Origin of the sequence: Halobacillus karajensis (assembly GCF_900108515.1) — a bacterium.
Taxonomy (GTDB): Bacteria; Bacillota; Bacilli; order Bacillales; family Halobacillaceae; genus Halobacillus; species Halobacillus karajensis.
The window spans coordinates 22,049-34,448 of record NZ_FNWW01000011.1 but is presented as its reverse complement, the minus strand read 5'-3'; the positions used below and the strand labels follow the sequence as shown (position 1 = coordinate 34,448).

Sequence of the window (12,400 nt, the reverse complement as noted above, 5' to 3'; positions counted from 1 at the left end):
TATAATATACATAATATTACTAGGTATGTAAAGACTAGAATCATTGACAAATATCCATGTTTTTCATAAATTAAATACATGAGCATATGTTCATATAATTAAGAGGAGGAAAAGACATGGGACACGATCACCACCCTATTGATTCCACTACTGGTAAAATTAAAACGGCCTTTTTTCTTAATTTCCTTTTTACCATTATTGAATTGATTGGGGGGGATAATGACGAACAGTATGGCTATCCTCTCCGATGCTTTGCATGATCTGGGAGATTCACTATCTCTTGGTCTAGCCTGGTTCTTACAGAAATTTTCCGGTAAAGAGCAATCGTATCATTTTTCATTTGGATACAGACGTTTTTCTCTACTTGCTGCACTGATCAACAGCATTGTACTTATTGTTGGTTCCATTTTCATTCTGACAGAAGCTTTACCAAGGCTTTTGAACCCAGAGCAGCCCCATGCAGGCGGAATGATTGTGCTCTCCATTTTGGGCATCATTGTGAACGGAGCTGCTGTCTTCAGACTTAAAGGCGGCGCTTCCATGAACCAAAAAGTAATGAGTTGGCACCTTCTAGAGGATGTCCTCGGCTGGGGAGCCGTCCTTATCGTCAGTGTTCTGATGTTATTTTGGGACCTCCCTATTTTAGACCCTCTTGCTTCGGTCGGGATTACTTTATTTATTTTATATAATGTGATTAGAAAACTTGTTCAAACCATGCGGCTCTTCCTTGAAGGGGTGCCATCTGGCGTTGACCTTGATAGTATTGTTCAGAAAATCTATACGATACAAGGAGTCCAATCCAGCCACCATACTCACCTTTGGTCGATGGATGGAGAAAACCATGCCTTTTCAACACATATAGTCGTTAGAGCAGAAGCCACAAAAGCTGAAATAGGTGAAATTAAAAAACAAGTGAAAGAGATCTTAGCTCCGATCCAATTAGAGCACGTAACCATTGAAGTCGAATACGAGGATGAAGGTTGTTCATTAACTAAAAGCTCGAGGTCTCTGAATGACGAATAAAGTGGCCAGCCTGACGGCTGACCACTTTTATTTATAAATCCAGCTCTTCCGGTGTTTGGTGCCCTTGATTCATGTACCTGATTCTTTCAGGCATAATTTCAAGTACGACATATTCCGGATCTTCTTTTCCGTCAAACCACCGGTCCATATGGTCCTTCCATAGCTTATCCTTCATTTGCTGATCTTCTCGAATTTTTGCCTGTCCCTCAACTTCTAAATAGGTATCTCCAAAACCCTCTCCTTCATAACCTATCAGGATATGAACATGAGGATTAGCATCAATTTCATCCGCCTTATGTGTTTCCCTATTCGTAGGTGTGTAGAAATTAAAATCCTCGTCATTCCAAAATGTCATATAACGCGTATGAGGCTTATTATTTTTTACTGTAGCGAGCGTCCCAATTTTATGCTTTTCCATCACTTCATGAATGCGCTTTTTCAATTCTTCTTGATTCAATTGAAAGCTCCTTTCCGTAAAGATCTTTTCGCATTTTTAGTTTTCCCGGAAAAATGGGAGATAAACCCGCCAATGACTGTTGAGGAGAACGGGTATACTAAAGTGAAATGCGAGACATTGTCATTTTTTATTCATAAAATAACCAGGAAATATGACACAATAGCCTTTACACTATTCATAGACTACTTTCAGGAGGCACACACTATGTTATGGAATAAATGGGCGCCGATCGTTATAGGCTCCCTTATCATCGGATCGCTTTTCTTCATGATCAACTCAAGATCCGGAAGCTCTGAACCCGTGGACCGTGAGAAGCTTACTCCAACATTATTCGTGCATGGTTTTAAAGGAGGATCTCGCAGCTTCGAGACAATGATCGATCGTATGCAAAACCTACAATGGGGACAAAAACATATGACGATTTATGTTTCTGCGCGCGGAGATGTAACGATTCGCGGTGAATTCAAAGACACTTATAATCCTTTCATTCAGGTTTTGTTTGAGAATAACCGTGCAAGTATTTACAACCAGACACACTGGTTGTCGGAAATCATGCGTCGATTGAAAGCCGATTACAATGTCCAACAGGTTAACCTTGTCGGCCATTCCATGGGGGGGCTGGCATCCGTGAGTTATATGCTGAACGACCATCACTATTCCGTACCTCGTGTAGAAAAACTTGCGGTTATTGCCAGTCCTTTTAAGGGGATTAAAAAAGAGGGGTACTTCGCCTCCAACTATGGTGCGGCAACCACTGATTTACAGCCAGGTTCTGAAGCCTTAGAGCAAATGGTAAAAAATAAAGATCAATTCCCAAACGATGTCGATGTTTTTGCTATCGCCGGTGTCATTAACCGGGATGCCCCTGAAAAAGATCATTGGGACGGGCTGGTTCATGCCTCAAGCGTAAATGGACTAGAAGAAATCGTACCGTTCGGACAGTATAAGGAAAACCGCCTATACAATCCGTTAGCCACACACTCAGGCCTGCATGAACTTGAAGAAGTAGACCAACTACTCAAAGAATTTCTGTGGAGCGAAGAGGCGGTGAATTAACTACTTTAATGACAAGAGGGTGTACCAGGTCATACAGTTTTTTCCATTAGGCAGCCAGAGCATGCAAATACCCCAAAAGACAAGCACCCGAGAAAGGGGTGCTTGGTTGGTTTAGGCTTGTTTTTCAAAGATAAAGATCCACATGAAAGTAAGGGCCTGCTTCAATTGCTCATCAAGATCTGCCACTTGTTCCTCTTCTATCCCCCGTTTATAAACCCCCTGCCCGTCAATATAGATCCAGCCAGTTTCTTCTGCCATTTTTTGTAGTTCCCACGGCATCATCGTATTACAAATTACTTCTTCTCCGTATACTCGCCTGAAGCTGTTTATTCTTGGCATCGCTGTTGGACCAAGCAACCCAATGCAAAGACGTCCGCCAGGGTGGAGAACTCGTTTCATCTCTTCCAACCCTTTGTATGGGATCTCTGTCCACTCCAACGAGTTGATTGCCATCACCGCGTCATACGTTTCGTCCTCGAACGGAAGGTTCGTCAAATCCCCTTGTACAAAAGAAATTCTCTCATCATTCATACGTTCATTCGCTCGAGATACCATATCTTGCGACAAATCGAGACCTGTCACCTCAAATCCTTCCTTATACAGAAGAAAGGACCCATATCCATCTCCACAGCCAAGGTCAGCAACCTTTCCATCAGCTATGTATTTTTTCAAAAAAGGTATAATGGTGCTCCTGCTTCCGTTCTCCCACATTTCCCGACTTTTGGCATTCCATAATTCCGCACGTTCGTTCCATTGTTTTTCTGCTTCCTTATGCCAATTAAACGATTGAGCCATCAGATCGTCCCCTTCCTCTTCAACCTACCCTTATTATAACGGATATTAGGGAGGATAAAAGACCGACTCTTGTGGATTTAAACAAAAAACAGTTGCATGAAATCTCCTTCTCCGTTATGATGAATACACAATATAAGCTAAAACATTTTAAAACAAATACTATATATAGTACCTACGAACAGAAGATGCCACAAGGCTTAATAGGGAATCCGGTGTCATTCCGGAGCTGCCCCCGCAACTGTTATCACTCGCGAAATGGACATTCCACTGTGCTATGCACGGGAAGGACCAAAGTAAGATCGAGTGTCAGCCAGGAGACCTGTCTTTGTTTGTCACAGTTTCACTTCTTCGGGGATTGAGAAGATGAAACGATGGAACGAGCCTCTGCGTGTCTTCTTCGTTCCATTGTTTCATCCGCTCAATTTCCGTTGAGCGGATTTTTTTATGTTCTAAAGGATTTAATCCCAACAGCTATGTTCTTATTTCATAAGTAAAAGCATCAACAATTAAAAGCGCCTCTCTCGAGTTCTCGCTGCGGCAAATGACGCAGGATAAGAACTTACACTGGTCGGCTTGAGCAAGGAAGGACACCTTGGATTTTCGGCCTATTATTAAATGGGCACTGAATTCTTATAAAACTACACTTTCAAGGAGTGACGAATATGCAAACCATGACCACACACACAAATTGGCAGGAAACACTGCAACAATGGAAAAGCGACTTCCCGCATTTAGATATGGATCGACTCATTGGTAAAATCCCAACGCTTCAAGACAACAGTGATGCCTTAATTTTAGAATGTCTTGCCGAGATTGATGAAACTGAACCTGATTGGACGTATATAGCCAGCCGAATTCACCTTCATCAAATGTATGAAGAAGCGGCAGAAAATCGTCAAACAGAAGCTCCATATGAAAATTTCCATGCACTCATTAACACGCTTATTGAAAAGGAAGTGTACAGTCAACAACTCCTTACATCTTACTCAAAAAATGAAATCGATGATCTAGAAGAAGCCATCGTTCCTGAACGGGATCACTTTTTTACATATATCGGGCTGAAAACGTTAAGCGATCGTTATCTCGCTAGAAGCAAAACACAGGCCGTTTATGAACTTCCACAGGAACGATTTATGATCATTGCGATGGTTCTGATGGCTCAAGAACATCAATCGAAACGCCTCTCTCTTATTAAGGAAGCTTATTGGGCTTTGAGTCATCTCTACATGACAGTAGCCACCCCTACTCTTGCCAATGCAGGTAAACGTTATGGTCAGCTAAGCTCCTGCTTTATCGACACGGTGGATGATTCTTTACAATCTATCTATGACAGCAATACTGATATCGCTAATTTAAGTAAACACGGAGGCGGAATCGGTGTCTATTTAGGAAAAATCAGGAGTCGCGGAAGTGATATTAGAGGCTTCAAAGGAGTTTCATCCGGAATCCTTCCATGGATGAAGCAACTGAACAATACGGCCGTCAGCGTCGACCAGCTTGGCCAGCGTCAAGGAGCTGTCGCTGTTTATTTAGATGTTTGGCATAAAGATATTTTCCCATTTCTCGACAGCCGTCTGAATAATGGAGATGAACGTCAACGGACCCACGACCTTTTTACAGGCGTTTCTGTCCCGGATTTGTTCATGGAAGCTGTGGAGAATCGTGAAGATTGGTATTTATTTGATCCCCATGAAGTACGGAATGTGATGGGTTATTCATTAGAGGATTATTTTGATGAGAAAAAAGGAGCCGGATCCTTCCGTGAAAAATATAACGCATGCGTGGCCCATCCAGACTTATCCAAAGAAAGAGTCCCAGCTATCGAAATCATGAAACGAATAATGATTGGACAGCTGGAAACCGGCACCCCATATATGTTTTATCGTGATGAAGTGAACCGAATGAATCCAAACAGCCATGCAGGGATGATTTACTGCAGTAACCTTTGTACAGAAATTGCACAAAATCAACAACCGACAACACAGGATGAGCAATATGTGGAAGATGGGAAGATCATTACCGTCAAAAGCCCGGGAGACTTCGTTGTGTGCAACTTATCAAGTATCAACCTTGGTCGTGCTGTCCCTGCTGGTGTTTTAAAGAGACTGATCTCCATTCAGGTGCGTATGTTGGATAACGTCATTGACCATAACAACATTCCTGTCTTACAAGCTCAGCTGACAAACCAATCCTACCGGGGAGTCGGACTGGGAACCTTTGGATGGGCTCACCTTCTCGCCCAAAAGAAAATCGATTGGGAGTCCAATAAAGCTCTTGAATATACAAAGGAAGTCTATGAAGCGGTTGCGTTTTATGCGATTGAAGCCAGTTGCGAATTAGCTAGTGAAAAAGGAAGCTATCCATTATTTGAGGGGTCAGACTGGCAAACAGGAGAGTTTTTCCTTAAACGAACGTTTGATCAAGATGGAACATGGAATTGGAAAGCCTTAAAGGACAAGGTTGAAAGCAATGGCATGAGAAATGGATACTTGCTTGCTGTTGCTCCAAACTCCAGCACTTCTCTTATAGCTGGAAGTACAGCAAGCATCGACCCAGTATTTAAAAAGTTCTATTCTGAGGAGAAAAAAGATTACAAAATCCCTGTAACTGCTCCTGATCTTAATCATGAAACTTACGGCTATTACCCTTCTGCCTATGATGTGGACCAACACGCCAGCATCCGGCAGAACGGGATCAGACAAAAGTTTATCGATCAGTCCATTTCCTTCAACCTGTATGTCCGTAATGACATTCAGGCAAAGGAACTCCTCGATCTGCATCTTGCTTCGTGGAAAAACGGATTAAAAACGACGTACTATACACGTTCCACTTCCAGTCAAGGGGAATTCGACGATTGTGAAGTCTGCTCATCATAAAGAAGGAGGAACCAAAAATGACTATATCGATACAAAAAAGAAAACTCGTCGATTATGAAGCCCCTAATGCTTCAACAGGGATCATAAACGGGCGAAGCTCGAACATCCTCAATTGGGATGACACACGTTACCCATGGGCCTACCCTATGTACAAAACTATGCTGGCGAATTTTTGGATACCAAATGAAATCAACATGAGTAACGATTTGAAGCAGTGGCCGAGCCTTACCGAAGAGGAACAAACTGCTTTTAAAAAGATTATCGGTTTGCTTGCTTTTCTAGACTCAGTACAGACCGATTATTCGGGTAAAGTAGCCGACTACCTGACCGATTCAAGCTTATCGGCATTAATGCAAGTTCTCGCATTCCAGGAAGTCGTTCACAACCAATCCTATTCCTATGTCCTTTCCACACTGGTGGACCAAAGTGAGCAAGAAAGGATTTTCGAGTATTGGAAACATGATGAGGTGCTCAAAGAACGGAACACCTTCATTACAGATGGGTATGAAGCATTTTCCGAAAATCCATCGATGGATAGCTTCCTAAAATCCATCGTCTACGATGTCGTTCTGGAAGGCCTCTTCTTCTATGCTGGTTTCGCCTTCTTCTATAACCTGGCGCGTAACCAAAAGATGGTCTCAACAAGCACTATGATTAATTACATCAACCGTGATGAACAAATACATGTCAGTCTGTTTGGCCATATTTTCAACGAAACACTGAAGGAAAATCCGGAGCTCGATCAAGAATTTTACCGGACGTTTGTCACAGATACGTTTAAACAAGCCGCAGATTTAGAAATTAAATGGGCCCGCCACCTGATCGGAAGTCAGTTCCCTGGTATTCCAATTCAGGATTTGGAGGACTATATCCGATATATAGCGAATAAACGTTGTCGTCTGCTCGGGGCAGAGAAACCCTTCCCTTCCTATAAAGATAATCCACTCAAATGGATCCGCGCTTACCAGGAAGTTGATGAAGGGAAATCTGATTTCTTCGAACAAAAATCACGTCAATACACCAAAGTATCCGAAACCAACGGCTTCGACGAGTTATAACATGTAAAATTTTACCTGACCTGATCATCCATAATAGGGATGATCAGGTCTTTTGCTCTTCGAAAAAAATCTCATGTCAACTTTTCTAACATTAAGTTTAAAAATACGTTGATTTTTCTGAATTTTTCCTTTATAGTTAAAAACAACAACTTACTCATTATGTTAGAAAACATTACATTAGAAATGAGGAGGACAAAAACTATGAAAAAGGTGGAAGCTATTATACGTCCCGAAGCATTTCAGGAATTAAGGCAAAGTCTTGATGAAATGGGAGTGAAGGGGTTAACCGTGTCTGAAGTAGCCGGTTGTGGACAGCAAAAAGGCCAAGAAGGAATATTTCGAGGCAGCCGCTTCGAAATTAAACTTTACCCAAAGGTGAAAGTAGAGATGGTCTTAGAAGACCATGATTTAGGTTCTGTGATCGATACCATTATTAATACCTGCGCTACAGATGAAGTAGGAGATGGGAAAATCTTTGTTTCTACGATTGATGAAGTGTTTCGTATACGTACAGGGGAGACTGGAAAACAAGCATTAATTTAATTCTTATTGGAAAGGGAGAAATCATTGATGAAGAAATTTATTCCTTTGTTTTTATTTTCTTTTCTTGGTTTTCCGATCGCTGCACATGCACAAACAGCTGTAACCGCAGAGTCTGTTCTTCAATCTGTCGATATGGCCTGGGTGATGGTCGCAGCTTTTTTAGTATTTTTTATGCACGCCGGGTTTGCCATGGTAGAGGCAGGATTCACACGTTCCAAAAATGCCCTTAACATCTTAATGAAAAACTTCATGACTATGTCAATCGCTGCCGTTCTTTATTTTATAGTGGGTTATGGAATCATGTTTGGTACTTCAGGTAATGGAATAATTGGCATTGACAGCTTCTTACTTAGCGGTCAGGAAGACCAAATTGGATTCTTTGTGTTCCAGGCTGTCTTCGCCGCCACTTGCGCTACCATTATCTCCGGTGCAGTGGCTGAACGAATTAAATTGGGATCGTACCTCCTTCTTACCGTTGTAATGACCGGTTTCATTTATCCTGTCGTCGGTCATTGGGTCTGGGGAGGCGGATGGTTAGCTGAACTCGGATTCGTAGATTTCGCCGGTTCCACTGTTGTCCACCTGACTGGAGCCCTTGGTGCTATCGTTACCGTCATGTTTCTGGGACCACGCCTTGGTAAATATAGTGGAAAAAAAGTAAACGTTATACCCGGCCATAACATTCCTTTGGGAGCTCTCGGTGTATTTATTCTTTGGTTCGGCTGGTTCGGATTTAACGGAGGAAGTACACTAGCAGCGGATCCTTCTCTTGTACCTACAGTAATCGCAACGACATTACTTTCCGCATCTGCAGGTATTATAAGTTCAGCCTTTTACTCTTACGCTAAATTCAGACGCATTGACGCTTCCCTCACCTTGAATGGCGCTCTCGCCGGCCTTGTCGGAATCACTGCCGGAACAGCAAACGTTTCCTTATTCGGAGCTCTCATGATTGGTTTGGTCGCCGGAATAATTTTAGTAGAAGCTGTTCAATTCCTTGACCGCATCGCTCGTATCGACGATCCTGTAGGCGCCATTGCCGTTCATGGTATTTGCGGGATATGGGGCACTTTAGCTGTTGGATTCTTTTCCGTGGAAGGTGGACTCCTTTACGGAGACGGAATCGGATTATTAGGGATCCAGACGGTCGGCATCCTTTCCGTGATCGCATGGACAATGCTTACAACAGCTGTGGTGGTCTTTATCATTAAAAGCACTGTCGGAATCCGGGTTACCAGACAGGAAGAAATCTCCGGGCTTGACTTTGCCGAACACGGATCCCAAGCTTACGAAACAAGCCGGGGGATCTTTAATGAAAATATCAACCCTCGCGTTGATGGAGATTTCGGTGTGGGGCTTCTTCATCGCTTAGATAAATTGAATTCCGATCCTAAATCAAAAACCCCTCCCAAAACGAATACGGCCCAGTAAATATTAGGAAGCTAAGAGACTCTTTAAGGAACGGCTCTCATTCCTCTTGAAAATTTAAAAGCTATCTTGGAGCAAACTCCGGCACACCATTAGAGGTGAACCGGAGTTTTTAGTTCCTTCTGTCTATTTTACGAACACACGTTCTTATTTTTCGCAAAATATGGTATCCTTGTAGATAGATACCGTTCTCTACTAAAAAAGTATGTGATAGAAAGGGTGTGAGGCCATCGATGAGCACATATGAATCCCTCATGATCATGTTAGCGTTTGGAACGTTCATCATTACACTCCTTGCGCTCATCTTAAAAATGAACAATAAAAAATAGACCCCCACAAGTACATGAAGGTCTAAACTCAAAAATACGAACGGTATCCGGCGGCAGTTGCAGCTGTCGCCGATTCATTTTTTATTATAGCACAAATCCCTAATAACTGAAGAGAAAGCTTTGCAATCTTTCCTAAGAACACTCTCTTTCATATCCGCATGCTTCCCCATTATCCGTCAAGTTTCACGTGAAACATTTCCTTCCATTTACTCTTTCTTCAACTGTCCAGGTGTCAACAGCCTCCGGGACTTCTCCACCCCTCTCCAAGCAAAAACAATCAGCCATGAAAAAAGTAAAGCAGAAAAAAATCCATAAGGAGGGATCAAGGCAATCATACCTACACTACTCAATCGCCCCAGGCTCCATCCCCTCCAAAACGCCCCCCCAATAATGCTCGCACCCATCAACACAGATAAAATCATTGCTGTCTGTACCCAAGGCTTAAATTCCACCGATAACCAAAACCACCATAAACACATCCAGGCTATTAGTAAAGGAAATAGGACAACGGAGAAAATGATAGCCTCTCTTCCGTACCAAAGACTAAAAAAAACAATAAGCGGGCTAATAAGTGTCGCACCAACTAAAACTCTATACGGCCAGTCTACGGCCAATGGATCTGCCCCTCCACTTCTCATTCGGTATCGTCCGAAAAAACCCGTTACAAGGGCAAGAAGAAAAGCTACTCCATGAAAAAACAAAGCAAGAATAGTTAATTCTCTGTCAGAAAAGGGACCGAAACCTCCTATGGGAAAACGGGATAAAAATAAAAACAAACCACCTACCGCTAAATACAGAAAACCGACATCTATACTCACTTCCTCCACTTGTACGACATTCCTAAAACGTATCCTCCAACAACCCCCTACAGCAATTAGGATTGTATAAATAAACCAGAGCCCTCCCCATCCAACCCCTTCCCATCCAGGTGGGAGTGACAATGAAAGAACACCAGAAACTGCAAAAGGGAATAAACAGACGAGGCATTGCCAAAGCCACTGTTCCGCCTTATTGGCATGAGGTTTTTGCACAGCCTCTTCCAAAAGAAGTGGTAAAAGAACAAACAAACTGAACCCAATAGAGAACTCAAGCCAACCGACAGGTAAAGTAATTTTCCATACCATCCATAAGAAAAAACCTACAACCGCAAGCCATCGCCCTGGTTTTCGCATCTTCAATCCCTCCGAATCTTTAACCCATCCTATAAATCTGCTTAAAAGGAAAACAGTGATGCATGATCGAATATATGTAGTAGAAATTTTAAATAGTGGAAAAACTTATTCTCGAGGAGTGTCATCTACTCAAATGAGACGGGAAAAATGAATCAGCAAAACATGCCCACAGCTAGCAAATGCACCAGATGAACATGACGAGGGCCGCATAGAAGCATGGATTCAAGAGTACGGATATGATTTAAAGTGGCTGGCCTATTCGTATGTAAAAGATTTGGCCATTGCTGAAGATATTACACAGGAAACATTTATTAAAGCACACTAGAACTATGTCACATTCAAAGATGAATCCACTATTAAAACATGGTTGTACAAGATTACCATTAACCTATGCAAAGACCACCTGAAAAGTTTCTATATGAAAAGGGTAGCCAAGAAAGGGGGAGAATTATACAAGTCCATCCCTTCTTCAAGGAAAACACCAGAAGAATTTGTAATGCAGAGGGAAGAAAACCAAGCGTTCATTATTCATAGTCTTGCCTCGGAAGATAAATCTAAAGAGATTATCATTTTATATTACTGTGAAGAGTTCGATATTAAGGATTTGGCGGATTTATCAAATACGGTGAAGAGAAGGCTCAGACGAGGACGTCAACTCTTACAAGAACGGCTGACTTCGGAAGGAGGGTTCCAGAGGGAGTGACCGTAATTAAAAAGATGAATCAGGAGGTGAAATATGAACAGATCCCTTTCTACCAGAGACAAACGCGAAAATAAATATGACCATCCATCAACAAAAAAGCAAAGAGATCGGCTTAACTTAAAATAGTACAAGGGTTCCTTCGTTTTGAGAAAGCCCATCTCCTTCTCCACATGAAAGCTCACACGTAGATTTATAAACTCCTGTCACCCATAGAAATGGTACCTTTTAATTTAGTTCCTTCTTTAAGTAAACCCTCACCTGATCAAGGGATTCGTAAATATGATCTTTTATTCCCGGGTTATAAAAGATAGCCGCCGGATGGTAAAGCGGAATGATTGCATATTCCTTTTCCGTTTTTCCATAGCCATCCCCTTCCTTCACCTGAACAGGCGTTCGGATAAGATCACCCAATACATCACTCATCTTCCTCTTGTCCCCTGTGAGACGTTCATAGGCGACACCCCCCAAAGCAATTATAATCTCGGGGTCCATTTGTTCAATCTGGTAATCTAGCAACTCTGCATGAGCAAAAATTTCTTTTTTATTTGGCTTGCGGTTCGCCTTCCTCATCCCGCCGGTACCTTTTTTATTCGTCTTCACCCACTTGTAGGGGCGGCTCCTCACAACACTTGTAATATAAAGCTCCTCCCTGGACAACCCCATATACTTCAGTTGTTTATTCAACTCATCCCCCGCTCTTCCAATAAAGGGCTCCCCTTTATTGGCTTCATTTTCCCCTGGTGCTTCACCAACAACCATCACACTTCCCTGTTCATCCCCTTTCCCTAAAACAAAACCTTCCACGTCAAATGGCTCCATCTTTTTCTTTGCATCATTCACCAGCCCTTCTGGCCATTCCATTTCGACTCCCCCTTTGTCATTGTATTTTCCCACCTTTCCCGGTGGTTTACACATCGACTATCCCCTTACCGTGGAAATTCCCTCAGCTAAGGAAGGTTC

Annotated in this window: 14 protein-coding genes and 1 riboswitch; of the genes, 10 read left to right on the top strand and 4 right to left on the bottom strand. The window is 42.4% G+C overall.

Annotated features, from left to right (window positions below):
- Nucleotides 1–116: 116 nt before the first annotated feature.
- Together BLW54_RS21050 and BLW54_RS17465 are read left to right on the top strand one after the other, a co-directional pair.
- On the top strand, nucleotides 117–260 hold the full coding sequence (locus tag BLW54_RS21050; RefSeq protein ID WP_244153540.1) for a hypothetical protein: 144 nt from the start codon (nucleotides 117–119) through the stop codon (nucleotides 258–260).
- Nucleotides 220–1,023: a cation diffusion facilitator family transporter gene (locus BLW54_RS17465; protein WP_244153539.1), complete on the top strand. Its 804-nt coding sequence runs from the start codon at nucleotides 220–222 to the stop codon at nucleotides 1,021–1,023. The genes BLW54_RS21050 and BLW54_RS17465 overlap by 41 nt, the downstream gene beginning before the upstream one ends.
- Before the next feature lie 31 nt (nucleotides 1,024–1,054).
- Here BLW54_RS17465 and BLW54_RS17460 read toward each other — a convergent pair whose 3' ends face one another.
- Nucleotides 1,055–1,480, bottom strand: a complete 426-nt coding sequence (locus BLW54_RS17460) for a pyridoxamine 5'-phosphate oxidase family protein (protein WP_035511270.1) — start codon at nucleotides 1,478–1,480, stop codon at nucleotides 1,055–1,057.
- A gap of 204 nt (nucleotides 1,481–1,684) precedes the next feature.
- Between BLW54_RS17460 and BLW54_RS17455 the strand changes: the two genes are divergently transcribed.
- Nucleotides 1,685–2,536, top strand: a complete 852-nt coding sequence (locus tag BLW54_RS17455) for an alpha/beta hydrolase (RefSeq protein ID WP_035511272.1) — start codon at nucleotides 1,685–1,687, stop codon at nucleotides 2,534–2,536.
- Between the two features lie 111 nt (nucleotides 2,537–2,647).
- On the opposite strand, the gene BLW54_RS17450 is transcribed toward BLW54_RS17455, so the two are convergent.
- Nucleotides 2,648–3,331 (bottom strand): class I SAM-dependent methyltransferase, encoded by a 684-nt coding sequence (locus BLW54_RS17450; RefSeq protein ID WP_035511273.1) that lies wholly within the window; start codon nucleotides 3,329–3,331, stop codon nucleotides 2,648–2,650.
- 165 nt (nucleotides 3,332–3,496) lie between these two features.
- A riboswitch (cobalamin riboswitch) is annotated at nucleotides 3,497–3,672 on the top strand.
- A 321-nt stretch (nucleotides 3,673–3,993) separates the two neighbouring features.
- Between BLW54_RS17450 and BLW54_RS17445 the strand changes: the two genes are divergently transcribed.
- From BLW54_RS17445 to BLW54_RS17425, 5 genes are all read left to right on the top strand, one after another.
- A complete protein-coding gene (locus BLW54_RS17445) occupies nucleotides 3,994–6,207 on the top strand; it encodes a ribonucleoside-diphosphate reductase subunit alpha (protein ID WP_074736088.1) in 2,214 nt (737 codons plus the stop codon).
- Nucleotides 6,208–6,224: 17 nt separating this feature from the next.
- A complete protein-coding gene (locus BLW54_RS17440; RefSeq protein ID WP_035511278.1) occupies nucleotides 6,225–7,265 on the top strand; it encodes a ribonucleotide-diphosphate reductase subunit beta in 1,041 nt (346 codons plus the stop codon).
- A 201-nt stretch (nucleotides 7,266–7,466) separates the two neighbouring features.
- Nucleotides 7,467–7,808, top strand: a complete 342-nt coding sequence (locus BLW54_RS17435) for a P-II family nitrogen regulator (RefSeq protein WP_035511280.1) — start codon at nucleotides 7,467–7,469, stop codon at nucleotides 7,806–7,808.
- A gap of 27 nt (nucleotides 7,809–7,835) precedes the next feature.
- The gene (locus BLW54_RS17430; protein ID WP_074736086.1) at nucleotides 7,836–9,239 is read left to right on the top strand and encodes an ammonium transporter; all 1,404 of its coding nucleotides are present in this window, start codon (nucleotides 7,836–7,838) and stop codon (nucleotides 9,237–9,239) included.
- 230 nt (nucleotides 9,240–9,469) lie between these two features.
- Nucleotides 9,470–9,565, top strand: a complete 96-nt coding sequence (locus BLW54_RS17425) for a putative holin-like toxin (protein WP_139254214.1) — start codon at nucleotides 9,470–9,472, stop codon at nucleotides 9,563–9,565.
- Nucleotides 9,566–9,771: 206 nt separating this feature from the next.
- Here BLW54_RS17425 and BLW54_RS17420 read toward each other — a convergent pair whose 3' ends face one another.
- Nucleotides 9,772–10,737 (bottom strand): YndJ family transporter, encoded by a 966-nt coding sequence (locus BLW54_RS17420; RefSeq protein WP_035511286.1) that lies wholly within the window; start codon nucleotides 10,735–10,737, stop codon nucleotides 9,772–9,774.
- Between the two features lie 151 nt (nucleotides 10,738–10,888).
- On the opposite strand from BLW54_RS17420, the gene BLW54_RS21335 reads away from it, so the two are divergent.
- Both BLW54_RS21335 and BLW54_RS20280 read left to right on the top strand, forming a co-directional pair.
- Nucleotides 10,889–11,062: a sigma factor gene (locus tag BLW54_RS21335; protein WP_081867107.1), complete on the top strand. Its 174-nt coding sequence runs from the start codon at nucleotides 10,889–10,891 to the stop codon at nucleotides 11,060–11,062.
- 93 nt (nucleotides 11,063–11,155) lie between these two features.
- Entirely contained in the window at nucleotides 11,156–11,440 is a 285-nt protein-coding gene (locus BLW54_RS20280; protein WP_051744257.1) for a hypothetical protein, read from the top strand.
- 225 nt (nucleotides 11,441–11,665) lie between these two features.
- Here the strand turns inward: BLW54_RS20280 and BLW54_RS17410 are convergent, their stop codons facing one another.
- Complete coding sequence (locus tag BLW54_RS17410; RefSeq protein WP_035511338.1) at nucleotides 11,666–12,301, bottom strand: uracil-DNA glycosylase; 636 nt, start codon at nucleotides 12,299–12,301, stop codon at nucleotides 11,666–11,668.
- Nucleotides 12,302–12,400 lie beyond the last annotated feature (99 nt).